This window comes from Klebsiella pneumoniae complex sp. WS1778 (assembly GCF_049472055.1).
GTDB lineage: Bacteria > Pseudomonadota > Gammaproteobacteria > Enterobacterales > Enterobacteriaceae > Klebsiella > Klebsiella quasipneumoniae.
In genome coordinates, this window is the sequence record NZ_JBKGTJ010000004.1 from 252,719 (window position 1) to 276,538 (window position 23,820).

General features: G+C 57.6%; 22 protein-coding genes. 9 read left to right on the forward strand and 13 right to left on the reverse strand.

The features are described from left to right. Positions 1 to 9: 9 nt before the first annotated feature. Positions 10 to 1,647, reverse strand: coding sequence for a DUF3300 domain-containing protein (locus tag ACLEXF_RS19545; RefSeq protein WP_208692607.1), 1,638 nt, complete (start codon positions 1,645 to 1,647; stop codon positions 10 to 12). Positions 1,648 to 2,078: 431 nt separating this feature from the next. Between ACLEXF_RS19545 and acnB the strand changes: the two genes are divergently transcribed. Both acnB and yacL read left to right on the forward strand, forming a co-directional pair. After that, entirely contained in the window at positions 2,079 to 4,676 is a 2,598-nt protein-coding gene (gene acnB / locus ACLEXF_RS19550; RefSeq protein ID WP_017901168.1) for a bifunctional aconitate hydratase 2/2-methylisocitrate dehydratase, read from the forward strand. A 187-nt stretch (positions 4,677 to 4,863) separates the two neighbouring features. Next, entirely contained in the window at positions 4,864 to 5,226 is a 363-nt protein-coding gene (gene yacL / locus ACLEXF_RS19555; protein WP_023319739.1) for a protein YacL, read from the forward strand. A gap of 156 nt (positions 5,227 to 5,382) precedes the next feature. Here the strand turns inward: yacL and speD are convergent, their stop codons facing one another. The 5 genes from speD to ACLEXF_RS19580 form a co-directional block, all read right to left on the reverse strand. Continuing rightward, on the reverse strand, positions 5,383 to 6,177 hold the full coding sequence (gene speD, locus ACLEXF_RS19560) for an adenosylmethionine decarboxylase (RefSeq protein ID WP_023319740.1): 795 nt from the start codon (positions 6,175 to 6,177) through the stop codon (positions 5,383 to 5,385). 24 nt (positions 6,178 to 6,201) lie between these two features. After that, the gene (gene speE, locus ACLEXF_RS19565) at positions 6,202 to 7,062 is read right to left on the reverse strand and encodes a polyamine aminopropyltransferase (protein WP_032455562.1); all 861 of its coding nucleotides are present in this window, start codon (positions 7,060 to 7,062) and stop codon (positions 6,202 to 6,204) included. Between the two features lie 147 nt (positions 7,063 to 7,209). After that, positions 7,210 to 8,547: an FKBP-type peptidyl-prolyl cis-trans isomerase N-terminal domain-containing protein gene (locus ACLEXF_RS19570; protein ID WP_370510478.1), complete on the reverse strand. Its 1,338-nt coding sequence runs from the start codon at positions 8,545 to 8,547 to the stop codon at positions 7,210 to 7,212. A gap of 674 nt (positions 8,548 to 9,221) precedes the next feature. After that, positions 9,222 to 9,632 carry a hypothetical protein gene (locus tag ACLEXF_RS19575; RefSeq protein ID WP_407259925.1) on the reverse strand — a complete coding sequence of 137 codons (411 nt, stop codon included), beginning with the start codon at positions 9,630 to 9,632 and terminating at the stop codon, positions 9,222 to 9,224. Positions 9,633 to 9,876: 244 nt separating this feature from the next. Further along, a complete protein-coding gene (locus tag ACLEXF_RS19580) occupies positions 9,877 to 10,224 on the reverse strand; it encodes a YacC family pilotin-like protein (protein ID WP_423265806.1) in 348 nt (115 codons plus the stop codon). A 145-nt stretch (positions 10,225 to 10,369) separates the two neighbouring features. Here ACLEXF_RS19580 and cueO point away from each other — a divergent pair, with 145 nt between their 5' ends. Then, entirely contained in the window at positions 10,370 to 11,971 is a 1,602-nt protein-coding gene (gene cueO / locus ACLEXF_RS19585) for a multicopper oxidase CueO (protein ID WP_064183572.1), read from the forward strand. A 75-nt stretch (positions 11,972 to 12,046) separates the two neighbouring features. Here cueO and ACLEXF_RS19590 read toward each other — a convergent pair whose 3' ends face one another. Further along, positions 12,047 to 14,437 (reverse strand): glucose/quinate/shikimate family membrane-bound PQQ-dependent dehydrogenase, encoded by a 2,391-nt coding sequence (locus ACLEXF_RS19590; protein ID WP_023319745.1) that lies wholly within the window; start codon positions 14,435 to 14,437, stop codon positions 12,047 to 12,049. Between the two features lie 79 nt (positions 14,438 to 14,516). Between ACLEXF_RS19590 and ACLEXF_RS19595 the strand changes: the two genes are divergently transcribed. After that, complete coding sequence (locus tag ACLEXF_RS19595; RefSeq protein ID WP_032426021.1) at positions 14,517 to 14,636, forward strand: hypothetical protein; 120 nt, start codon at positions 14,517 to 14,519, stop codon at positions 14,634 to 14,636. A gap of 4 nt (positions 14,637 to 14,640) precedes the next feature. Beyond that, positions 14,641 to 15,177 carry a hypoxanthine phosphoribosyltransferase gene (hpt, locus tag ACLEXF_RS19600; protein ID WP_004204384.1) on the forward strand — a complete coding sequence of 179 codons (537 nt, stop codon included), beginning with the start codon at positions 14,641 to 14,643 and terminating at the stop codon, positions 15,175 to 15,177. Positions 15,178 to 15,232: 55 nt separating this feature from the next. On the opposite strand, the gene can is transcribed toward hpt, so the two are convergent. After that, positions 15,233 to 15,895, reverse strand: a complete 663-nt coding sequence (gene can, locus ACLEXF_RS19605; protein WP_004204385.1) for a carbonate dehydratase — start codon at positions 15,893 to 15,895, stop codon at positions 15,233 to 15,235. 178 nt (positions 15,896 to 16,073) lie between these two features. Between can and ACLEXF_RS19610 the strand changes: the two genes are divergently transcribed. From ACLEXF_RS19610 to ACLEXF_RS19625, 4 genes are all read left to right on the forward strand, one after another. After that, on the forward strand, positions 16,074 to 17,000 hold the full coding sequence (locus ACLEXF_RS19610) for an ABC transporter ATP-binding protein (RefSeq protein ID WP_004204387.1): 927 nt from the start codon (positions 16,074 to 16,076) through the stop codon (positions 16,998 to 17,000). Next, complete coding sequence (locus tag ACLEXF_RS19615) at positions 16,997 to 17,767, forward strand: ABC transporter permease (protein ID WP_004204389.1); 771 nt, start codon at positions 16,997 to 16,999, stop codon at positions 17,765 to 17,767. Before ACLEXF_RS19610 ends, ACLEXF_RS19615 begins: the two co-directional genes overlap by 4 nt. Positions 17,768 to 17,889: 122 nt before the next feature. Further along, positions 17,890 to 18,330, forward strand: a complete 441-nt coding sequence (locus ACLEXF_RS19620; protein ID WP_407259924.1) for a PTS sugar transporter subunit IIA — start codon at positions 17,890 to 17,892, stop codon at positions 18,328 to 18,330. A gap of 58 nt (positions 18,331 to 18,388) precedes the next feature. After that, the gene (locus ACLEXF_RS19625; RefSeq protein ID WP_017901163.1) at positions 18,389 to 19,642 is read left to right on the forward strand and encodes a polysaccharide deacetylase family protein; all 1,254 of its coding nucleotides are present in this window, start codon (positions 18,389 to 18,391) and stop codon (positions 19,640 to 19,642) included. A gap of 23 nt (positions 19,643 to 19,665) precedes the next feature. On the opposite strand, the gene panD is transcribed toward ACLEXF_RS19625, so the two are convergent. The 5 genes from panD to pcnB form a co-directional block, all read right to left on the reverse strand. Further along, positions 19,666 to 20,046 carry an aspartate 1-decarboxylase gene (panD, locus tag ACLEXF_RS19630; protein ID WP_004204397.1) on the reverse strand — a complete coding sequence of 127 codons (381 nt, stop codon included), beginning with the start codon at positions 20,044 to 20,046 and terminating at the stop codon, positions 19,666 to 19,668. A 93-nt stretch (positions 20,047 to 20,139) separates the two neighbouring features. Continuing rightward, on the reverse strand, positions 20,140 to 20,994 hold the full coding sequence (gene panC / locus ACLEXF_RS19635; protein ID WP_004204399.1) for a pantoate--beta-alanine ligase: 855 nt from the start codon (positions 20,992 to 20,994) through the stop codon (positions 20,140 to 20,142). 11 nt (positions 20,995 to 21,005) lie between these two features. Next, positions 21,006 to 21,797 carry a 3-methyl-2-oxobutanoate hydroxymethyltransferase gene (panB, locus tag ACLEXF_RS19640; protein ID WP_004204400.1) on the reverse strand — a complete coding sequence of 264 codons (792 nt, stop codon included), beginning with the start codon at positions 21,795 to 21,797 and terminating at the stop codon, positions 21,006 to 21,008. A 119-nt stretch (positions 21,798 to 21,916) separates the two neighbouring features. Then, positions 21,917 to 22,396, reverse strand: a complete 480-nt coding sequence (gene folK / locus ACLEXF_RS19645; protein ID WP_023319748.1) for a 2-amino-4-hydroxy-6-hydroxymethyldihydropteridine diphosphokinase — start codon at positions 22,394 to 22,396, stop codon at positions 21,917 to 21,919. Next, on the reverse strand, positions 22,393 to 23,787 hold the full coding sequence (gene pcnB / locus ACLEXF_RS19650) for a polynucleotide adenylyltransferase PcnB (protein ID WP_071592560.1): 1,395 nt from the start codon (positions 23,785 to 23,787) through the stop codon (positions 22,393 to 22,395). Before pcnB ends, folK begins: the two co-directional genes overlap by 4 nt. Positions 23,788 to 23,820 lie beyond the last annotated feature (33 nt).

The following is a 23,820-nucleotide window of genomic DNA, read 5'->3' on the forward strand; positions in this document are numbered from 1 at the left end:
TGCTCATCCTCAGCGGCGGCGTAGTTCATGGTGTTCAGAAAGACGCTCTCTGGCGCCGTCGCGCTGCTCGCGGTTTACGCTGGAAAACTGACGACTCTGCCGTCCCCGTTCTTGCTGCGCTTGCCAGGAGGGGGCGCGGCTTTCGTTGCCGCTAAGGGCGCTGGCGCGCAGATGACTGACCGTCTGCTGACGCTGGGCTGGCGTGGCAGACTGGAGCTGCTGCCGGCGCTGTTGCTGCTGCGGTGTAGTATTCTGCTCGCGGCTCTTAATGGTTTCCCTACGCTGCTGTTGCTGCGGCGTCGGGTTTTTCAACTGCGCTTTCGCCGCGTCTCGACGCTGCTGGGTCGATGTCGGCTCGCTGTCGTAACCGCGGTAGTTGCTGCGCTGGGTGGCTTGTTTCAACTGCGCCGAGGCCGCCTGACGCTGGGCATCGCGCGAGGCGGTGTTTGCCGCCAGGTTGCCCGCCGTGGCGGTCGACGCGCTGCGCTGCTGAAGCTGGGTCATCGCCGCCTGGCGCTGCGCCTCACGATCGACCGGCGCATGCTGGGTCGCGCTCAGTCCGCCGGATACGTTGGCCTGATGAAAGCGCTGGGCGACGGTATTATCGGGGTATGGCACGTGACCGCGATAGGCGGGGTTGTGCTGCCAGTTTACGCGGTCGCCCGGCAGGTTTTGTCCGGTAATGCGGTTAAAGTTATTCACATTGATATTGATGTTATCGCCGTTATGCGAGTAATCGCCGCGGTGGTAGTCGTCATCGTGATGGTGGTGGTCATCATCATCATCCCAGTCGATGCTGCTGAACAGCGCCCAGGTGGTCGCCACGCCCAGGCTGTAACCGAAGCCTTTGACGAAGCTATCGGTAAACTGCTCCCCGGGAGGCGGCGGCAGATAGACCGGAGGATAGGCGCTGTTCGGCCAGGTACCATAGACGGTGGAGGGGTTGTAGTTGGGAACATAGACCACCTGTGGATCGGTCGGTTCTATTTTTATGACCTGCGTCGGTGCGGGCGCCGCCGCGCTGGTCGTTGACGTTGTTACCGTGCTGCTTTTCGAGGTGGAGGCCGGCGCAGGCGCCGCTGCGGCGACAATCACTTTTTGCTGCGGCGTAGATTTCAGCGTCCCTGTCTGCTGGGCGATGGCACGCAGACGCTGCACCGAGTCCATCACATCATGCGGCTGGGCCAAAAACGCATTACCCAGATTTTCCACCCAGGGCGGATTCTCGCCCATCATCGCCAGCAGGGCCGGGAAAGCGACAAGCGATTTAACGCTGGGATCCCACGGCTGGCTGGCAACAGCCTGAACGGCGGCATCCCCTTTCATGGAGGGATTATCCTGGGACCACTGCACCGCCTGCATGACGTTGTCCGGGTAGGTGGAGGCCATCAGCACCTGCGACAGCAGACTGTCCGGATAGAGCGCGATGGGGGCAACCCACTGATCAATCTGCGCCTGGGTGTAGGTGGTGGCTACCGGCTGCGCGGCGACTGGCTGTGTGGCTGGAGTGGGGGCCGACGCAGCCTGCGCCGTCGGCTCAGTGACCGTCTCTGGAGTACGGCTTTGCACATAGAGTGTTCCCGCCGCCGCGAGTAAACCAGCGCTACAGAGCAGGGCGATAATATGGGGTTTGAACGGCAGTGACATAGAAGCTCCTGACCCAAAAAGTTACCCATCTCGCTAAAGTATCGGCGAAAACGGCGCGTTTGCTGAGTATAAGTAAGCGGTATGGCTTTTTATTGATGATTGTTGGGATCGGCCCATGGCGTTGTACGTGGAAAGGAATTTTTGTCGCGGGATTTGAACAGAAAGCCTGCAATATCCTGCCCTTAACGATTCAGCTAAATTTTAATGTTGCTTTTTTGTAAACAGATTAACACCTTTCAAAAATCCTGCTATGCTGCCGACGCGGTATCGGGCATTTACCCTACAAACTGCTGTCTCACAGGAGCGTGAAGAAAATCGCCCAGCCACTAAATCCTTCAAGATGCGTCAAGGCGGCAAACTGCCAATACCGAAGCAGATTGATTGAAGACGTGTAGGCCGCATTATGACAATGAGAAGCGAGGAGAACCGTCGTGCTAGAAGAATACCGTAAGCACGTAGCTGAGCGTGCCGCCATGGGGATTGTTGCCAAACCCTTAGATGCAACCCAAATGGCCGCGCTGGTAGAACTGCTGAAAAACCCGCCTGCGGGCGAAGAAGAATTCCTGTTAGACCTGCTGATTAATCGTGTACCGCCGGGCGTTGACGAAGCCGCCTATGTTAAAGCTGGATTCCTTGCCGCGATCGCCAAAGGCGAAGCGTCCTCCCCCCTGGTTACCCCTGAAAAAGCCGTTGAACTGCTGGGCACCATGCAGGGCGGTTACAATATCCACCCGCTGATCGATGCCCTGGACGACGCGAAACTGGCGCCGATCGCCGCGAAAGCGCTCTCCCATACTCTGCTGATGTTCGATAACTTCTACGACGTGGAAGAGAAAGCGAAAGCAGGTAACGAGCACGCAAAACAGGTCATGCAATCCTGGGCCGACGCTGAGTGGTTCCTGAACCGCCCGCAGCTGGCAGAAAAAATCACCGTTACCGTTTTCAAGGTGACTGGCGAAACGAACACCGATGACCTGTCTCCGGCGCCGGATGCCTGGTCGCGTCCGGATATCCCGCTGCACGCCCTGGCGATGCTGAAAAACGCCCGCGAAGGCATTGAACCGGATCAGCCGGGCGTGGTTGGCCCGATCAAACAGATCGAAGCCCTGCAGCAGAAAGGCTACCCGCTGGCCTACGTTGGCGACGTGGTCGGGACCGGCTCTTCACGTAAATCGGCCACCAACTCGGTGCTGTGGTTTATGGGCGACGATATCCCGAACGTGCCGAACAAGCGTGGCGGCGGCCTGTGCCTGGGCGGCAAAATCGCGCCAATCTTCTTCAACACCATGGAAGATGCAGGCGCGCTGCCTATCGAAGTGGATGTGTCAAACCTGAACATGGGCGACGTGATTGACGTTTACCCGTTCAAAGGCGAAGTGCGTAACCACGAAACCAACGAACTGCTGGCCAGCTTCGAGCTGAAAACCGATGTGCTGATCGATGAAGTGCGCGCCGGCGGCCGTATCCCGCTGATCATTGGTCGCGGTTTGACTACCAAAGCGCGCGAAGCGCTGGGTCTGCCGCACAGCGATGTCTTCCGTCAGGCGAAAGACGTGGCGGAAAGCACCCGCGGCTTCTCTCTGGCGCAGAAAATGGTTGGCCGCGCCTGCGGCGTTGCCGGTATCCGTCCGGGCGCCTACTGCGAGCCGAAAATGACCTCCGTCGGTTCTCAGGACACCACCGGTCCAATGACCCGTGATGAACTGAAAGATCTGGCGTGCCTGGGCTTCTCCGCTGACCTGGTGATGCAGTCCTTCTGCCACACCGCAGCCTATCCGAAGCCGGTTGACGTCACCACGCACCATACTCTGCCGGACTTCATTATGAACCGCGGCGGCGTCTCACTGCGTCCGGGCGATGGCGTTATCCACTCCTGGCTGAACCGCATGCTGCTGCCGGATACCGTGGGTACCGGCGGCGACTCCCATACCCGTTTCCCCATCGGGATCTCCTTCCCGGCGGGCTCTGGTCTGGTGGCCTTCGCCGCCGCGACCGGCGTGATGCCGCTGGATATGCCGGAATCGGTGCTGGTGCGTTTCAAAGGTAAAATGCAGCCGGGGATCACGCTGCGCGACCTGGTTCACGCTATCCCGCTGTACGCCATCAAGCAGGGCCTGCTGACCGTTGAGAAGAAAGGTAAGAAAAACATCTTCTCTGGCCGCATCCTTGAGATTGAAGGCCTGCCGGATCTGAAAGTGGAGCAGGCATTCGAGTTGACCGATGCCTCTGCTGAACGTTCTGCTGCAGGTTGCACCATCAAGCTGAACAAAGAGCCGATCGTTGAGTATCTGAACTCCAACATCGTCCTCCTGAAGTGGATGATTGCCGAAGGCTACGGCGATCGCCGCACTCTGGAGCGTCGTATTCAGGGTATGGAAAAATGGCTGGCGGATCCACAGCTGCTGGAAGCCGATGCTGACGCGGAATACGCGGCAGTAATCGACATCGATTTGGCGGATATCAAAGAGCCGATCCTGTGCGCGCCGAACGATCCGGACGATGCCCGCCTGCTGTCTGATGTGCAGGGCGAGAAGATCGACGAAGTGTTCATCGGCTCCTGCATGACCAACATCGGCCACTTCCGTGCCGCCGGTAAGTTGCTGGACAGCCACAAAGGCCAACTGCCGACTCGCCTGTGGGTGGCGCCGCCAACCCGTATGGACGCCGCGCAGCTGACCGAAGAAGGTTACTACAGCGTATTTGGTAAGAGCGGGGCGCGTATCGAAATCCCTGGCTGTTCCCTGTGTATGGGTAACCAGGCGCGCGTGGCCGACGGCGCGACGGTGGTTTCCACCTCTACCCGTAACTTCCCGAACCGTTTAGGTACCGGCGCTAACGTCTATCTGGCCTCTGCCGAACTGGCGGCGGTAGCTTCTCTGCTCGGTAAACTGCCGACGCCGGAAGAGTACCAGACCTTCGTGGCTCAGGTGGATAAGACAGCGGAAGATACCTATCGCTATCTGAACTTCAACCAGCTGGATCAGTACACTGAAAAAGCTGACGGCGTGATCTTCCAGACCGCGGTGTAAAACCATTCGGTCAGCCCAGCTGACCGTTTGGCTACAAACTCCTCAATGCCCGGTGAACATTGCATCACCGGGCATTTTTATTTCCAAACCTCCTGCCTGTTACGCTTTTTTTCTTTCGGTCTGCTGCGATAATTACTCCATGGGTACAGTGCAGCGGTGACGCATTGCCCTTGCAGAGGAAAAGACGATGGACTACGAATTTCTGCGCGATATTACCGGAGTGGTAAAGGTGCGAATGTCGATGGATCACGAGGCGATTGGCCACTGGTTCAACGAGGAGGTGAAAGACAATCTTGCTCTGCTTGACGAAGTGGAGCAGGCTGCGCGCACCGTGAAAGGCAGTGAACGTTCCTGGCAGCGTGCCGGACATGAATATACGCTGTGGCTGGATGGCGAAGAGGTGATGATCCGCGCCAATCAGCTGGAATTTTCCGGCGACGAAATCGAGGAGGGGATGAGCTACTACGATGAAGAAAGCCTCTCTCTGTGCGGCATTGAGGATTTCCTGCAGGTAGTTGCCGCCTATCGTGAATTTATGCAGCAGCGTTGATGACTTATTTTGCGCCGGGCTGCGGAAAAGCGTAGCCTTGCTAAGCGTCGCGTGCGCAGGGCACATCCCCGGGTCGCGACGAGTACCTTGCCCCGGCTACCAGCCGGCGCAGAACCCAGGCCCGGCAAGCACAAGCGCCGCCGGGCATTTGAGGCATTACACGGCAGGAATATTGCGGCCGTAGTAAATCTCGCGCATCTCTTTCCACAGCAGGTCGGTAATGACCTTGCGCTCTTCAGCGGTCAACTCTTCCGGTCGGGTATGGAACATGTAATGCTTAAGGTCGAACTCCTTAAGCAACATTTTGGTATGGAAGATATTTTCCTGATAAACGTTGACGTCGACCATGTCATACAGCGACTTCATATCGTCAGACATAAAGTTCTGAATTGAGTTGATTTCATGATCGATAAAATGCTTCATCCCATTGATGTCGCGGGTAAAGCCGCGCACGCGGTAGTCAATGGTTACAATGTCCGATTCCAGCTGGTGGATCAGATAGTTCAGCGCTTTGAGCGGTGAAATAACCCCGCAGGTAGAGACTTCGATATCGGCGCGGAAGGTGCACAGACCGCCTTCCGGGTGGCTCTCCGGATAGGTATGCACGCAGATATGGCTTTTATCGAGATGGGCGACCACGGTTTCAGGTAGCGGGCCGGGGTGTTCGGTCTGGTCGATAAGCCGCGGGTCGACGGGCTCTTCGCTAACCAGAATGGTCACGCTGGCGCCCTGGGGTTCATAATCCTGGCGGGCGATATTCAGGATATTAGCGCCAATAATAGAGCAGGTTTCGGTCAGGATCTCTGTCAGGCGATTGGCGTTATAGAGTTCGTCGATATAGGCGATGTAGCCGTCGCGCTCTTCTGCCGTTTTGGCGTAACAGATATCGTAGATACAAAAACTCAGGCTTTTGGTCAGGTTGTTAAAGCCGTGCAGCTTCAATTTTTTCAATTTAGTTCACCCCCTTATTTCGCTTCACGGTGCGGACAGAGCATCATGCAGATATTGTGGTAAGGCGAAGGCCGCCGTATGGATTGCCGGATTGTAGTAACGGCAGGTCAGGTTGGCTTTGTGAAAGCGCGCCTGAATGATTTCGCTGGAAAGATGGCGCAGCGCCTCGTTGTCGCTCGCCCAGGCAAAGGTCATGATCCCGCCGTAATAGGTCGGAATCGCCGCCTGGTAGAAGCTGACGTCGCGAAAATAGTGGCTCAGCTTACGATGACTGCCCACCGCTTCGTCCTGCTGCAAGAAGCAGACGCCGTTCTGTGCAACGAAAATTCCTCCCGGCTTCAGGCAGCGTTTGCAGCCTTCATAAAAAGCCGAGGTGAAGAGGCTTTCCCCCGGGCCGATAGGATCGGTACAGTCCGAAATGATCACGTCAAACGTTTGCGTCGTCTGGTTAACAAAATTGACGCCATCATCAATCACCAGCGTAAAGCGCGGATCGTCATAGGCGCCGGCGCTATGGTTGGGCAGGTACTGGCGGCAGAATGAGACCACTCCGGCGTCGATTTCCACCATGGTGATACTTTCGATGCTGCGGTGACGAGAGACTTCGCGCAGCATCGCGCCATCGCCGCCGCCGATGATCAGGACATGCTTCGCGTTGCCGTGAGCCAACAGCGGCACGTGGGTCATCATTTCGTGATAGATAAACTCATCGCGTTCGGTGGTCTGCACGACGCCATCCAGCGCCATTACCCGGCCAAAGGCGCGGTTGTCAAAGATGATCAGATCCTGATGATCGGTTTTTTCGTGGTACAGCACGTTATCAACGCTAAAGTACTGACCAAAATGGTCATGCAGCGTTTCATGCCACAGTGGATTATCGGCCACGGTGAGGCTCCTCCTTCGTTAACATCTGTTACACCCGTAAAACGAGTGCAACATCATAGACAACTATAGATGAGGATGCACGGCGGTTATTGCAGCAATGCGGCAGGAATAACAGCACCGCCCGGAGAGGGCGGTGGGGAGACAGGGCTATTTTGCCGGCGCGGGTTGGCTATCCACTATCCGCACGGAATAGACCATGGTGGCGCCTGGGGGGATCTTCGGTGGCAACCCTTTACTGCCATAGGCTTTGTCGGGCGGGACGACCAGCGTCACGGAGCCGTGGTTCTGCAGGCGCTTCAGCGGCCCGCGAAATACCGGGGGATAGGCATCCAGTTTCTGGGTAAGCGCCTGATCTTTCGTCTCCATATCATTGATCACCGTTCCGTCCGTCAGCATCTCTTTGATCACCACGGTCACCAGATCGTTGCCGCTAATTTTTCCTTTACCCGGGTAATCGATACGGCTGTAGACGCCCTCTTTGAAGACCACACCTTTTTTGCGCGCAAATGCCTGCTGGTATTTCTGACCGGCGCTGATGTTTTTCTGCTCGATTTTATTCAGGTTCTGGAAAACCTGCTGTGAAATGTCAAACAGCGCTTTGTTACGCTCCTGTTCGCCGAGGCGAAGCTGGCCGCTGAAGGCATCCTCGATGCCCTGCAGCACCAGGTCGGCGTCGACGTTAACCCCCTGAGTGCGACGAGTCGTGAGGACATTAAGCGCCTCTGTACCCATCGAGGCGCCGATGGCGTAAGCCTGCTGTTCACCTGGCGCGCTGAGTTTGGCGGCGGTTTTGCCGGTGGTATTTCTCGGCGGGACCGTCAGCTGCGTCCGCAGCAGCTGGATTTCATCCTCTTTCATCCGCAGCTGGGCGTTATCTTTGTCCGCCTGCAGGCGATAGGCCGCCACTATGGCCGCCATCTCGGGGGGCTCATCTTTTGCCGCCACGGCGGCATCGGCGCGGCTCGATGGCGCTTTTTCCGCCGCGGCGAGCCGGTTAACCAGCGACTGCTTATCGGCATTAAGGGCTTTGACCTGATCAAGAGCGGTCTGCTGCGTCTTCTCTGCCGCGGCGAGCCGGTTAGCCAGCGACTGCTTATCGGCGTTAAGGGTTTTAACCTGGTCGAGGGTGGTCTGCTGCGTCTTCTCTGCCGCGGCGAGCCGGTTTGTCAGCGACTGCTTATCGGCGTTAAGGGCTTTAACCTGGTCGAGGGCGGTCTGCTGCGTCTTCTCTGCCGCGGCGAGCCGGTTAGCCAGCGACTGCTTATCGGCGTTAAGGGCTTTGACCTGGTCGAGGGCGGTCTGCTGCGTCTTCTCTGCCGCGGCGAGTCGGTTTGTCAGCGACTGCTTATCGGCGTTAAGGGCTTTGACTTGCTCGAGGGCGGTCTGCTGCGTCTTCTCTGCCGCGGCGAGCCGGTTTGTCAGCGACTGTTTATCGGCGTTAAGGGCTTTGACCTGGTCGAGAGCGGTCTGCTTCTCTTTTTCCATCACGGCCAGCCGGGTGGTTAACGACTGCTTGTCGGCGGCGAGGGCTTTTGCGTGGTCAGGAGCGGCCTGCTGCGCTTTTTCCATCGCGGCCAACCGGGTAGCGAGCGTCTGTTTATCCGTATTCAGAGCGGTGAGGATGGCGCTGAGCCGTTTATTTTCAGCTTCGGCTTGCTGAAGCTGTGACGTTAATTGTTGGATCTGCTGCAGCGCGGCGGCCTGACTTTGCTGCAGAATAGAATTCTGGGCTGTGCTTTCTTTTTTTATTAACGCCTCATTTTTCGCGGTGGCGGCGGTTAAGGCGACCTGTAATTCTTTTATTTTGTTATTTAATGCCGCTTGCTCATTCGCGATGGAGGTTTCGGTGGCCGGAGTGTTAGCAAGCTGTTTTTTTAATTGCTGAATAGTTTTATCTTTTTGCTCAATGGTCGCCTGCTGGCTGGCGATTCTTTTTTGCAATTGTGCGGTATTAGGCGTCTTTTTTTTATTATCCGCATTTTGACGACCGCCTGACGTTTGCTTTGCGGTTGCAGTATCGCTTTTTTCATGCGCCTGGGTTTGCTGCTGGGCGTAGTCAAGAAACGCCGGCGCGGCGCCGGCGAAGAACGGTGTTGAAAGCGCCAGCGCCGCGACGAGCATCAGCAGGGGCGCGTTGAGGGTCAGCGTGGCGGCTCTGTTCATGGCTGTTTGCTTTCACCCCGCTGTACCAGGCTATCGATCAGCGTTTTCTGGATATCGGCGCATAGTTTGATGGATTTAAACTGATACATGGAGTCAATGCCAAGCCGGGTGGGATCCGCCACTTTCTCGCGCACGCTGTTGTATTGTGATGCCGCACGCACTAAGGCATTGAAGTCATTGCTAAGTTTGGTTGCCTGCTGTGGGTTAACCTCTTTTAGCGAGTCCAGCGCCTGTCGGCAGGATTCAATACGCACTTGTTCGCTAGCCGCGCGCTCCTGTTCTGCCTGCTGCTGTGACGTTAGCGGAGTGGTGAGCGGTTTTACCTGCTGGCGAGAGGCGGTATTGCTACAGCCGGCTAATAACATAGCGGCGAGTGGAATAATACGAAGAGTCAGCGAGATATTCACAATTTCAGTCCATGAAGTAGATATATTTTCAACGGATTCTAAAAGGCTGTTTTTTATTTTGCAATATATCATTAGGGATATTTTATTGTTTTTTCTGGAAAGGCTGTTAGTGCGGGTTTAATTTATTTATTGGATTTATGTATTGCGATATATATAAGGTTTATTTTATATAAAATAATAATGGTAAATATTAGAGGCGGGTGAGGAGGGGAAAAGCGCGGCGCGTTGCCGCCCGCGCGGGAAATTATTTGACGTAAGCCAGCAGGCTAAGTGAATCGCGGGCCAGCGCTTTACATTTTTTCGCCGTCGGAAGGTTAATGCCGCTGAGATCGCGATAGCTGTCTTCGCCAAGCGCTTTCATGTTGTAGCTGTAGTAGTTGCTCAGGTCCCACTGGTTCTGTTGGGCAAAGAACACCAGGGCGCGCCGGATCTGCGTGTTGGGCAGGTTCTGGTAGCCACAGTCGTTTTTCAGAAACACAAAAACCGCGGTTAAATCAGCCATGTCTTCCGCTTCGGATTCGCTGAGCGCGTAGCTGTTGGCGGAGAGAGTAAGCAGGCTGCCGAGTACCATTGTTCTGAAAAGCGTCTTCATTTTTTCTACCGTTAGATCACCGACGCTTCAAATTAGCATACTTCTTTACACAGCGCCGATCTTTATTCTCACTCTTCTGCTTGACCTTCCCGTTACGGTAGGGTTTAAGCTCAAATATTCGCCCGCAGAATAAAAGGATGTGAATATGCAACGTCGAGACTTCCTCAAACTGACCGCCGCGGTCAGCATGGCCAGCGCGTTACCGCTTTGGAGCCGTGCGGTCTTTGCAGCCAGTCGCCCGGCCCTGCCGGTACCGTCGCTGTTGACGGCCGATGCGCGCAACCGTATCGCGCTGACCATCCAGGCGGGCAAAACGCAGTTTGGCGCGATGAACGCCACCACCTGGGGGTATAACGGCTCGCTGCTGGGGCCCGCGCTGCAGCTGACGCAGGGGAAGACCATCACGGTGGACATTACTAACCAGCTGGCAGAAGAGACCACGCTGCACTGGCATGGTCTGGAGGTCCCGGGCGAGGTCGACGGGGGACCGCAGGGGGTTATCGCCCCGGGCTCCACTCGGACGGTGAGCTTCACGCCAACGCAACGGGCGGCCACCTGCTGGTTTCACCCCCATCAGCACGGGACCACCGGTCGGCAGGTGGCGATGGGGCTGGCGGGGCTGGTGCTGATCGAGGATGAAGAGAGCGGACGCCTGCTGTTGCCGAAGCAGTGGGGAATCGATGATGTACCGGTTATCGTACAGGACAAGAAGTTTACCGCCGCTGGCGAAATTGATTATCAGCTGGATATCATGAGCGCCGCCGTCGGCTGGTTTGGCGATACGCTGTTGACCAATGGCGCTCTCTATCCTGAACATGCCGCCCCGCGCGGCTGGCTACGTCTGCGCTTGCTGAACGGCTGTAATGCCCGTTCCCTCAATTTTGCGACCAGCGATAAGCGCCCGCTGTACGTGGTGGCCAGCGACGGCGGTCTGCTGGCGGAGCCGGTGAAGGTCAATGAACTGCCGGTCTTGATGGGGGAGCGTTTTGAGGTGCTGGTGGACACCAGCGACGGTAAACCTTTTGATCTGGTGACCCTGCCGGTGAGCCAGATGGGCATGGCCATTGCGCCTTTCGATAAACCACAGCCGGTACTGCGCGTCCAGCCGCTGGTTATTCCTGCCTCCGGTAAGCTGCTGGATACCCTGGCCGCTCTGCCGGCGCTACCGTCCCTGACGGGGCTGACGCAGCGTCAGCTCCAGCTGTCGATGGATCCGATGCTTGACAGGATGGGCATGCAGGCGCTGATGGAGAAATATGGCGATCAGGCGATGGCCGGAATGGATCACGGCATGATGGGGCACGGCGGGATGGGCGACATGGGGAGTATGCACCACGGCGACATGAGCAACATGAACCACGGGTCCGGCATGAATCATGGTATGTCGTCGGCTAAGGGGTTTGATTTCCATAACGCCAACCGCATCAACGGCAAAGCCTTCGACATGAATGTGCCGATGTTTGCCGCCGCCAGAGGAGAGTATGAACGCTGGGTCATCTCCGGCAAGGGCGACATGATGCTACATCCGTTCCACATTCACGGCACCCAGTTCCGCATCCTTAGCGAAAACGGCAAGCCGCCAGCGGCGCATCGTAGCGGCTGGAAAGACACCGTTCGTGTGGAAGGGGACGTGAGTGAAGTATTAGTGAAGTTTGATCATCCGGCGCCGAAGGAGTTTGCCTATATGGCCCACTGCCACCTGCTGGAACATGAAGACACCGGGATGATGTTGGGATTCACGGTTTAGGGCGGTATAGCCCTGGCGCGTGGAAATAGGGGATAAAGACAAAAAAAACGGCAACTTTCGTTGCCGTTTTGCGTTTTATTTCGCCTCATCCGGGAGCGCATAGGCGACGATATAATCGCCCATTTTTGTACCAAACGAGCCGTGACCGCCGGCAGAGATGACAACATACTGTTTGCCATTCACTTCGTAAGTCATCGGAGTCGCCTGGCCGCCGGCTGGCAGACGGGCTTCCCACAGTTTCTCACCATTGCTCATATTGTACGCGCGCAGGTAGTTATCCGCGGTCGCGCCGATGAACAGGACGTTACCCGCCGTGGAGATCGGCCCACCCAGCATCGGCATACCCATGGTGAACGGCAGTTTCACCGGCATCGGGAACGGCAGGCTATCCTGCGGAGTACCGATACGTTTTTTCCATACCACTTCGTTGGTTTTCAGATCCAGCGCGGAGATATAGCCCCATGCCGGCTGTTTGCACGGCAGGCCGAACGGCGACAGGAACGGGTTCAGGGTGACGCCGTAAGGGACTCCGTACTGCGGCTGCACGCCGGACTCGGTGCCTGAGCCTTTCGCATCTTTCGGCGGTTCCATTGGGTTGCCCGGGCCGCGTGGGATCAGTTTAGAGACGAACGGCAGCGCCATTGGGTTGGCGATAGCCACCTGACGGTTCGGATCGACGGAGATGCCGCCCCATTCAAACATCCCCAGGTTACCCGGGAAGACGAGGGTGCCCTGCTCAGACGGCGGGGTAAAGATACCTTCATAGCGCATCTGGTGGAAAATCACGCGGCACACCAGCTGGTCGAACATGGTGGCGCCCCACATGTCCGCGCCGGTCAGATCTTTCTTCGGACGGAAGCTCAGATCGGAGAAGGGCTGGGTTTTGGCCACATAATCGCCTTTGGCGGCGCCCTGCGGGACCGGTTTTTCCGGGGCCGGGACCACCAGCTCGCCGTTACGACGATCCAGCACGAAGATGTTGCCGGTTTTCGCCGGAGCATAGATGACCGGCACGGTTTTGCCATTGACTTCAATGTCAGCCAGCGTCGGCTGAGAAGGCATGTCCATATCCCACAGGTCGTGGTGGACGGTCTGGTAGCTCCAGGCCAGTTTACCGGTGGTGGCGTTCAGCGCGACAATCGAGCTGGCATAGCGCTCTTGCTCCGGCGTGCGGTTGCCGCCCCAGATATCCGGAGTGGTCACGCCCATCGGCAGATAGACCAGATCCAGTTTGGCGTCGTAGGCGGCAGGCGCCCAGGAGTTCGGTGAGTTGAGCGTGAAGTGATGCTCATCGCTTGGGATGGCGTTCGGATCTTTCGCGCCTGGATCGAAGGCCCACAGCAGTTTCCCGGTATTCACATCAAAACCGCGGATCACGCCTGACGGCTCACGGGTAGAGAAGTTATCGGTGACTGCGCCGGCAATTACGATGGTCTTATCGGTGATAATCGGCGGGGAAGTGGGTTCATACATGCCCGGCGTGGTCACTGGCATGTTGGTCTGCAGGTTGAGAATACCTTTGTTGGCAAAGGTTTCGCACAGCTTACCGTTGTCGGCGTTTACTGCGAACAGGCGACCATCGTTCACCGGCAGGATAATGCGGCGCGGACAGTCGGCCACGACGTCAGCAGGGGCGTTATCCGCTTTCGCTTCGTGATACGAGACACCGCGGCAGGTGACGTGCTGGAATGACGGGTCGGCGTTCAGCTGCGGGTCAAAATGCCATTTCTCTTTACCGGTGGCGGCGTCAAGCGCGAACAGGCGCTGATGGGCGGTACACAGGAAGAGCGTGTCGCCGACTTTAATCGGTGTCACTTCGTTAGTGATTTCACCCGGATCGTTCGGCTGTTTCAGGTCGCCGGTGCGGAACACCCAGGCTTCCTTCAGGTTCTTCACGTTGTCGGCGTTAATCTGCTTCAGCGGGGAGAAGCGCTGACCTTCCTGGTTGCGGCCATAGGCCGGCCAGTCGCCGTCGGCAACGTTGGAGATCGGCGCGGCCGGGGTGGCGTCGGCGCTCAGGGTGCCGTTGATCTCCTGCGGGTCGTTAAAACCAGCCCAGGTCAGCATGCCGCCGCTGATCAGCAGGGCGACGACCAGCGCGCCTACGGCGCCAGCGGAAGGCACCGGCAGACGACGCCAGACAAAAGGCAGGATCAGCCAGATACCAAAGAAGACGAGGATGTCGCTACGCGGCGTCAGCGCCCAGAAGTCGAAGCCGACTTCCCAGACGCCCCAGATCATGGTCGCCAGCAGCAGTGCGGCGTACAGCCACAGCGCAGCGCGCTTGCCGCGCAGCAGCATCACGGTCACGCCCAGCATCACCAGACCGGCGATGGGGTAGTACCAGGAGCCGCCAAGCACGACCAGCCATGCTCCGCCGATTAAAAGATAGAGGCCGCAGAACGCTGCAAATAGCGCAGTCAGCGTCACCAGGAGCCTTGATTGTTGAGACTTTGTTTCAGCCATAGAAAGTTACTCATGTGTTTGTTAATTTTTTAACTGCAATTAATTATAGGATTTAACAAGTGTGATCGGAATCACAAATATGGCTTTATTAATCCCTGCACCGCAGATTTCTTTTTGCTGGTATACTGGATGGCTTGCCGGTCATCGTCGGGGCGAAAGCAGCGGCTTTGATGATTTATATTTAGAATCAAATGGTTAGTCTTATGAAACATACTGTAGAAGTGATGATCCCGGAATCCGAGATCAAAGCGCGCATCGCGGAACTGGGTCGTCAAATCAACGAACATTATCAGGACAGCGGCAGCGAAATGGTGCTGGTGGGGCTGCTGCGCGGCTCGTTTATGTTCATGGCCGACCTGTGCCGTGAAGTGCAGGTGCCGCATGAAGTCGATTTTATGACCGCCTCGAGCTACGGCAGCGGCATGTCCACCACCCGTGATGTGAAAATCCTCAAAGATCTGGACGAAGACATCCGTGGTAAAGACGTACTGATCGTGGAAGACATCATCGACTCCGGCAATACCCTGTCTAAAGTGCGTGAGATCCTCAGCCTGCGCGAGCCGAAGTCGCTGGCCATTTGTACGCTGCTGGATAAACCAAGCCGCCGTGAAGTGAATGTCCCGGTTGAGTTCGTCGGTTTCGCCATTCCGGACGAGTTCGTGGTGGGCTACGGTATCGACTACGCTCAGCGCTACCGCCATCTGCCGTATATCGGCAAAGTCACCCTGCTGGACGAGTAAGGGAATATTCCACTCAGGCGCGCGCCGCTCGCGCCTGAGCGGCTAAGTCTGAAGGCTATTTGTGGTTGATGTGCTTGATCTTGAGGTTGGAGATCCCGTGGCGATAGCGCTGTTCGAGGGTTTCCCTGCTCACGGCGGTCACATCCAGATCGCGCAGCAGTCCGTCGTGAATACCGTATGCCCAGCCGTGGATGGTGACTTTCTGTCCGCGCTTCCACGCCGATTGCATAATCGTCGAATGTCCCAGGTTGTATACCTGCTCCATCACGTTCAGTTCACAAAGGGTATCCAGACGGCGCTCCTCCGGCATTTCCCCCAGCAGCGAGCTGTGTTTAAACCAGATATCGCGGATATGCAGCAGCCAGTTGTCGATGAGCCCCAGCTCCGGGTTCTCCACCGCCGCCTGCACGCCGCCGCAGCCGTAGTGGCCGCAGATAATGATGTGCTCAACTTCAAGGACATCGACGGCATACTGTACCACCGACAGGCAGTTGAGGTCGGTGTGGATCACCAGATTCGCCACGTTACGATGCACAAACAGTTCGCCTGGCTCCAGGCCGGTGAGTCGCTCAGCGGGAACGCGGCTGTCAGAACAGCCAATCCACAGGAAGCGCGGTTTCTGCGTTTGCGACAGTTTCTCAAAAAAGCCGGGGTCCTCTTCCACCAGCATTTTTGACCATAGTGCATTGTTGCTGATGAGTGTATCTATATCATTCATGGACGTTATCGGCCTGTAACCAAGTAAGTGCGTTGCGCTAATATAGGGTAAGCTCACCTTTTTTAAAACCATCTTAACCCGTGATACTTCAGGCTGCAGATGCGCTGGCCGCGCGAGTACAGCGCAAACGTCAGTCAGGCGGGTTAATGACGTGTCATGACACGAGAAGAGATATTTAATGACCATTGCTCTGGAATTAAAACAGCTCAAAAAAACCTACCCCGGCGGGGTTCAGGCACTGCGGGGAATCGACCTGCAGGTTGAAGCGGGGGATTTCTATGCCCTGCTGGGCCCGAACGGGGCGGGAAAATCCACGACGATCGGCATCATCAGCTCGCTGGTGAACAAAACCTCCGGTCAGGTCAATGTCTTTGGCTACGATCTGGAGAAAGATGTCGTCAACGCCAAGCGCCAGCTTGGCCTGGTGCCGCAGGAGTTTAACTTTAACCCGTTCGAGACCGTGCAGCAGATCGTCGTTAACCAGGCGGGCTACTACGGCGTTGAGCGTAAAGAAGCCATCGCCCGCAGCGAAAAGTACTTAAAACAGCTCGATCTATGGGAAAAACGTAGCGAACGCGCGCGGATGCTCTCCGGCGGGATGAAGCGCCGCCTGATGATCGCTCGCGCGTTGATGCATGAGCCGAAGCTGCTGATCCTCGACGAGCCGACCGCCGGCGTCGATATCGAACTCCGCCGCTCGATGTGGGGCTTCCTCAAGGATCTCAACGATCGCGGAACCACCATTATTCTGACCACCCACTATCTCGAAGAGGCCGAAATGCTGTGCCGCAACATCGGCATCATCCAGCACGGTACGCTGGTGGAAAACACCTCGATGAAAGCGCTGCTGTCGAAGCTGAAGTCAGAGACCTTTATTCTCGACCTCGCGCCAAAAAGCCCGGTGCCGAAGCTCGAGGGCTACCAGTATCAGCTGGTCGATACCTCGACGCTGGAAGTGGAGGTCCTGCGCGAGCAGGGGATTAACAGCGTCTTCGCGCAGCTGAGCGCCCAGGGGGTGCAGGTACTGAGTATGCGTAACAAAGCCAACCGTCTGGAAGAGCTGTTTGTCACCCTGGTGCATGAGCGAAAAGGAGAGTCAGCATGATGCAGCTTTATTGGGTCGCGCTGAAAAGCATCTGGACCAAAGAGATCCACCGTTTTATGCGCATCTGGGTGCAGACGCTGGTGCCGCCGGTGATCACCATGACCCTGTACTTCGTGATTTTCGGCAACCTGATCGGCTCGCGCATCGGCGAGATGCATGGCTTTACCTATATGCAGTTTATCGTGCCGGGCCTGATCATGATGGCGGTGATCACCAACGCTTACGCCAACGTCGCCTCGTCGTTCTTCAGCGCCAAGTTTCAGCGCAACATTGAGGAGCTGCTGGTGGCACCGGTGCCGACGCACGTGATTATCGCCGGCTATGTGGGCGGCGGGGTGGCGCGCGGGCTGTGCGTGGGCATCCTGGTGACCGCGGTGTCGCTGTTCTTTGTGCCGTTCCAGGTTCACTCCTGGCTGTTTGTCGCCCTGACGCTGCTCCTTACCGCGGTGCTGTTCTCGCTGGCCGGGCTGCTGAACGCGGTGTTTGCCAAGACCTTCGATGACATCAGCCTGATCCCGACCTTTGTGCTGACGCCGCTGACCTATCTCGGCGGGGTGTTCTACTCGCTGACCCTGCTGCCGCCGTTCTGGCAGGGGCTGTCGCATCTGAACCCCATCGTCTACATGATCAGCGGTTTCCGCTTCGGCTTCCTCGGTATCAACGATGTGCCGCTGGTGACCACCTTTGCGGTGCTGGTGGTCTTCATCGTCGCCTTCTATCTCCTCTGCTGGTCGTTAATCCAGCGCGGCCGCGGCCTGCGTAGCTGATACTCATCACGGTTAGCGCTTCCGGACGCCAATACGCGAAGCGCTAACCGCTTATCTTTGACCGCCATCACCGATACGCCATCTTCCCCTTGCTACATTGTTGGCTGGCTAAGGAGGGAAGCATGCTTGGTTGGGTCATTACCTGCCACGATGAGCTGGCGCAGGAGATGCTGGATCGTCTTGAACAAAAATTTGGTCCACTGGCCCAGTGCCGGGCGGTCAATTACTGGCGCAATCTCAGCAGCAATATGTTGAGCCGGATGATGTGCGATGCGCTGCATGCCACCGACTCCGGGGACGGGGTCATTTTCCTTACCGACAGAACCGGCGCGTCGCCTTATCGGGCCGCGGCGCTGATGAGCCACAAACATACCCACTGCGAAGTGATCTCCGGCGTCAGCTATTCATTACTTGAGCGAATGTATCTGCTGCGGAATACGTTAAGCAGCGAGGCGTTTCGCCAGGCTATCGTCAGCGCGGGCGGTCCGATGGTAAGCAGCCTGTGGCATCAGCAGCAGAAGAACCCCCCGTTCCGGTTGCGTCATGATACCTTTGGAAATTAAGCAGCGGGACAGATGCCGCTTTTGTTACAATAACCGCCGTTGATGGTTTACCGGTTCGATGCGCATGCTTGCCCGATTTTTTACTCTGCTTCTTTTACTGACCTCACTCAGCGCCTCCGCCAGTCTGCTTAGCCAGCAGGGCAAGCCTGTGCGCTATATGCAAACCACCGAAGACGCGGTTATCTGGGCGCAGGTGGGGAACCATGTGGTCAGCGTCGGCAATGTGCGTGCCGGGCAAATCCTCGCGGTTGTCCCGACGGCGGCTGATTACTATGAGTTTCGCTTCGGCTTCGGCACCGGGTTTATTGACAAGGGCCATCTGGAGCCAGTGCAGGGTAAGCAGCGGGTGGAGGACCGTCTTGGGGATCTCAATAAGCCGCTGAGTAACCAGAATTTACTCACCTGGAAAGATACGCCGCTCTATGACGCTCCCTCAGTGAGCAGCGCGCCGTTCGGCACGCTGGCCAATAATCTGCGCTATCCGATCCTCAGCAAGCTGAAGGACCGGCTCAATCAGACCTGGTTTCAGATCCGCATTGGCGACCGACTGGCGTGGGTCAGCAGTCTGGATGCGCAGGAGGATAACGGGATCCCCGTGCTGACCTATCACCATATTCTGCGTGACGAAGAGAACACCCGTTTCCGCCATACCTCGACCACCACCTCGGTACGCGCCTTCAATAACCAGATGACCTGGCTGCGGGATCAGGGTTATACCACGCTGACCCTCTATCAGCTGGAAGGCTACGTGCGCAATAAAATCAACCTTCCGGCGCGGGCAGTCGCCATCACCTTCGATGACGGCTTGAAATCGGTAAATCGCTACGCCTATCCGGTGCTGAAACAGTATGGCTTCCACGCCACCGCCTTTATTATTTCATCGCGTATTAAGCGTCATCCACAGCAATGGGATCCGAAATCGCTGCAGTTCATGAGCATTTCTGAGCTCCGGCAGATCCAGGATGTCTTTGACATTCAGTCGCATACCCACTTTCTCCACCGGGTAGACGCCAGCCGGCGGCCGATCTTATTCAGCCGCAACTACCATAATATTCTGTTTGATTTTGCCCGCTCGCGCCGGGCGCTGAGCCAGTTTAATCCACATGTGCTCTACCTTTCCTATCCCTTCGGCGGGTATAACGCCACGGCGGTGCAGGCGGCGAATGACGCCGGGTTTCATATGGCGGTGACGACGGTGCGAGGGAAGGTGAAGCCGGGGGACAATCCGTTTCTGCTAAAGCGGTTATATATCTTACGCACGGATTCGCTGGAGACGATGTCGCGGCTGATCAGTAACCAGCCGCAGGGGTAAACTTCGGCGCAGCGCCGTGGTCATCAGGCGACCTGCACCGGAATCGCTTTTGCCTGGCGCTTCATTTCGTTGTCGCCTTCGAAGTAGGCGATGTTGGGCTGCCAGCGGCGCGCCTCTTCGTCAGACATGGTGACGAAGCTGGCGATGATCAGGATATCGCCGACGCTGGCGCAGTGCGCGGCGGCGCCGTTAACGGAGATGATTCTGGAGCCCCGCTCGGCGGCAATGGCGTAGGTGGAGAAACGGTTGCCGTTGGTGACGTTCCAGAGGTGAATGGTTTCATTCTCCAGAATACCGGCCGCATCCAGGAAGTCCTGGTCAATGGCGCAGGAACCTTCATAGTGCAGGTCAGCCTGCGTCACTTTTACGCGGTGGAGCTTGCCCTGCAGCATATTACGCATCATAACTTCTACCCTTCAACCTTAATGTAGCAGAGCGGACACGACGTCCGCCCTGAGAAAAGCCCGGGCAAGTATTGCCCGATTTTTACCCGCTGTCTACTGACCGAGCGTGACGATCTGGTTGTCGATCAGGCGGGCCTGACCGAGCCAGGCGGCCATCAGGATGACCGCGCGCTGGCTGGCGTCGGTCAGTTCAAGCAGGGTGTCGGCATCGCGGATCTGAATGTCGTCGGCGCGGAAACCTTTCTCGTTCAGCTCCTGTTCGGCGATAGCGATGATCTCGTCGAGCTGACGGTCGCCGGCGGCCAGTTTTTCCGCCACCGCGCTCAGCACTTTATACAGGCCGGGAGCGATTTTGCGCTGGTCGGCGGTCAGGTAGCCGTTACGCGAGCTTAGCGCCAGGCCATCCTTGGCGCGGACGATCGGCACGCCGATAATATCGATATCGTAGCCCATGTCGGCAACCATCTTGCGGATCAGCGCCAGCTGCTGGAAGTCTTTCTCGCCAAAGCAAGCGACGTCAGGCTGAACCAGGTTAAACAGCTTACTGACGATGGTCGATACGCCGCGGAAATGGCCCGGGCGGCTGGCGCCTTCCAGCATGGTGGACAGGCCGGGGACGTCGACGTAGGTCTGGCCTTCGGTGCCCTGCGGGTAGACTTCCGCCGGCGTCGGCGCGAAGACAAAATCGACATGACGCTTGTTCAGCTTTTCACAATCATCCTGTAGGGTGCGCGGGTAGCGCGCCAGGTCATCGGCGCGGTCAAACTGCATCGGATTGACGAAAATACTGACCACCACCACGTCCGCGCTGGCTTTGGCTTCATCAACCAGCTTCATATGACCATCATGCAGGTTGCCCATCGTCGGGACCAGCGCGATACGCTTGCCTTCCTGACGCAGACGGCGGATATGCTGACGCAGCAGCAGCACGGATTCTATAATCAGCACAACAAGACTCCTTAATGGAAACTGTGTTCTTCGCCCGGATAGACCCCGGATTCAACTTCGGCAATATACTGCCGCACCGCGGCGCGGATGTCGCCCGCCTCGGCAAGGAAATTCTTGGCAAATTTCGGAATGTGGCCGCCGGTAATGCCGAAAGCGTCATGCATCACCAGGATCTGCCCATCGGTGACGTTGCCCGCGCCGATGCCGATCACCGGAATGGTCAGGGCTTCGGTGATGCGTTTCGCCAGGGCGACCGGGACGCACTCCAGCACCAGCAGTTGCGCGCCTGCCGCTTCCAGCGCTAACGCGTCTTCAAACAGGGTCTGCGCCGCATCGCCGCGTCCCTGCACTTTATAGCCACCGAAGACGTTCACCGACTGCGGCGTCAGGCCGAGATGGCCGCAAACCGGCACCGCGCGTTCCGCCAGCATCTTCACGGTCTCGGCCAGCCAGGCGCCGCCTTCGAGTTTGACCATATTGGCGCCAGCGCGCATCACGACGGCGGCATTTTCGAAGGCCTGCTCCGGCGTGGCGTAGGCCATAAACGGCAGGTCGGCGAGCAGCAGGCTGTTCGGCGCGCCGCGGCGGACGGCGCGGGTGTGATAGGCGATATCTTCTACGGTGACCGGCAGGGTGGAGTCGTGACCCTGCACCGTCATTCCCAGCGAGTCGCCCACCAGCAGCACATTAATGCCTTCATCGGCGAACAGCTTCGCGAAGCTATGGTCGTAGGCGGTAATGGTGGCAAAGCGCTTCTTTTCCTGTTTGCATTTCTGCAGCAGGGCAATGGTGGTCGGTTTCATAACATTTCCTGATGATGAAAGTCATATTAACCGGCATTCTAACAGCAGCATTCAGAGGGGCAATGATTTTGGGCAACCGATTACGACGATCGCCGCAAATGCTAAAAAAGGAGAGGGAATTACCAGATAGCGGGCTTTGCCGCGCCGAGATCATCCAGCACGGCGCGCAGCGCCATGCCGTCAGGAAAGTGGAGGTCCGGGGCGATCTCGAACAGCGGCCAGAGCATAAAGCCGCGGTTTCTCATATCGTAGTGCGGAACGGTCAGGCGCTCGCTGTTAATGACCGCATCGCCAAACAGCATAATGTCGAGATCGAGGGTGCGCGGCCCCCAGCGTTCGGCTTTGCGCACCCGACCCTGCTGCAGCTCAATGCGCTGGGTGTGATCGAGCAGTGCCTCAGGGGACAGCGTGGTTTCCAGCGCGACGGCGGCGTTGAGATAGTCTGGCTGATCCTGCGGGCCCAGCGGCGGCGTGCGGTAGAACGAAGAGACGTTCACCACGCGGCTGTGCGGAATTTCGCCCAGGGCGTGGATAGCCGCCTGCACCTGCGCCAGTGGCGAAGCGAGGTTACTGCCGAGGGCGATATAGGCCAGGGTCATGCGTTACCCTGGCGTGGCGCGCGCTTGCGCGGACGGCGGTGGCGACGGCGCGGCGCCGGATCGTCCCCGAGGTCGTTGAGCATATCTTTTTGCGCCGGCGGCGCGGCGACCTGGAATTCGCCCCACCATTTGGTCAGACGCTGCAGTTCGCCGTTGTTTTCAGCGCCAGCGCGTAGCTCCAGCAGATCGTAGGCGGCGCGGAATTTCGGATGCTCCATCAGCTTCCAGGCGCGTTTGCCCTGGCGACGGGACATGCGCAGCTGCAGCTGCCAGATATCGCGGATCAGGGTGGTGATGCGCTTAGGGATCGCCAGCGTACGGCAGGCTTCGTCCAGTACGTCGTTCATCGCCAGGGCGAAGGCGTCATAGTATGCCAGACCGCTCTCCTGGGCGATTTTCTGCGCCGTCTCCAGCAGCGGATACCAGAACATCACTGCGAACAGGAAGGCCGGATTGACGCGCATGTCGTTACGAATGCGGGTATCGGTGTTCTTCAGCACCTGGTTGATGATCCGCTCCATCGGGCTATCGCCGCGCTCGGTAAAGTAGCGGGTGATGGTCGGGAACAGCGGCTGGAACAGGTTGTATTCCCGCAGCAGCAGGTAGGTCTGATAGCCATGCCCGGCCTGCAGCAGCTTGAGCACTTCTTCGAACAGGCGCGCCGGCGGCACGTCGTGGAGCAGGGCGGCCAGCCGCGGCAGCGGTTCGGCCGTTTCCGGACTGATGGTCATATCCAGCTTGGCGGCGAAGCGCACCGCGCGCAGCATGCGTACCGGATCCTCGCGATAGCGGGTTTCCGGATTGCCGATCAGGCGGATCACGCCGTCCTGCAGATCCTTCATGCCGCCGACGTAGTCGCGAACGGTAAAGTCCGCCACGCTGTAATAGAGGCTGTTGATGGTGAAGTCGCGACGCTGGGCGTCCTCTTCGATCGAGCCGAAGATATTATCACGCAGCAGCATGCCGTTCTGGCCCCGCTGGGAGGTGACGCGATCGGTAGTGTGCCCTTCGTGATGGCCACGGAAGGTAGCGACCTCAATAATTTCCGGCCCGAACATGACGTGCGCGAGGCGGAAACGGCGCCCGACCAGACGGCAGTTGCGGAACAGCTTACGCACCTGATCCGGCGTGGCGTTGGTCGTGACGTCAAAATCTTTTGGCTTTTTGCCAAGCAGCAGGTCGCGGACGCCGCCGCCGACCAGCCAGGACTCGTAGCCCGCCTTGTTGAGGCGGTACATGACCTTGAGGGCGTTTTCACTGATATCTTTGCGGGAAATAGCATGCTGCTCACGCGGGATCACCGTCATAGGCGTTGGTTCGACGGCGGCTTCTGCCTCGCGCTCCTCACGGCTTAGCACCTTACGGCAAAAATTAGCGACTCGGGTAAAAATGGTGCACCTCGTAGTGTCAGACGGACTTCAGAT

Coding starts and splice junctions, on each gene's coding strand:
- ACLEXF_RS19545 (WP_208692607.1), bottom strand. CDS start 1,647: ATGTCACTGCCGTTCAAACCCCATATTATCGCCCTGCTCTGTAGCGCT.
- panB (WP_004204400.1), bottom strand. CDS start 21,797: ATGAAACCGACCACCATTGCCCTGCTGCAGAAATGCAAACAGGAAAAG.
- ACLEXF_RS19615 (WP_004204389.1), top strand. CDS start 16,997: ATGATGCAGCTTTATTGGGTCGCGCTGAAAAGCATCTGGACCAAAGAG.
- ACLEXF_RS19610 (WP_004204387.1), top strand. CDS start 16,074: ATGACCATTGCTCTGGAATTAAAACAGCTCAAAAAAACCTACCCCGGC.
- panD (WP_004204397.1), bottom strand. CDS start 20,046: ATGATGCGTAATATGCTGCAGGGCAAGCTCCACCGCGTAAAAGTGACG.
- hpt (WP_004204384.1), top strand. CDS start 14,641: ATGAAACATACTGTAGAAGTGATGATCCCGGAATCCGAGATCAAAGCG.
- ACLEXF_RS19570 (WP_370510478.1), bottom strand. CDS start 8,547: ATGGAAAAAGAGAAGCAGACCGCTCTCGACCAGGTCAAAGCCCTTAAC.
- ACLEXF_RS19620 (WP_407259924.1), top strand. CDS start 17,890: ATGCTTGGTTGGGTCATTACCTGCCACGATGAGCTGGCGCAGGAGATG.
- ACLEXF_RS19590 (WP_023319745.1), bottom strand. CDS start 14,437: ATGGCTGAAACAAAGTCTCAACAATCAAGGCTCCTGGTGACGCTGACT.
- ACLEXF_RS19625 (WP_017901163.1), top strand. CDS start 18,389: ATGCGCATGCTTGCCCGATTTTTTACTCTGCTTCTTTTACTGACCTCA.
- can (WP_004204385.1), bottom strand. CDS start 15,895: ATGAATGATATAGATACACTCATCAGCAACAATGCACTATGGTCAAAA.
- folK (WP_023319748.1), bottom strand. CDS start 22,396: ATGACCCTGGCCTATATCGCCCTCGGCAGTAACCTCGCTTCGCCACTG.
- yacL (WP_023319739.1), top strand. CDS start 4,864: ATGGACTACGAATTTCTGCGCGATATTACCGGAGTGGTAAAGGTGCGA.
- cueO (WP_064183572.1), top strand. CDS start 10,370: ATGCAACGTCGAGACTTCCTCAAACTGACCGCCGCGGTCAGCATGGCC.
- ACLEXF_RS19595 (WP_032426021.1), top strand. CDS start 14,517: ATGGCTTTATTAATCCCTGCACCGCAGATTTCTTTTTGCTGGTATACT.
- ACLEXF_RS19580 (WP_423265806.1), bottom strand. CDS start 10,224: ATGAAGACGCTTTTCAGAACAATGGTACTCGGCAGCCTGCTTACTCTC.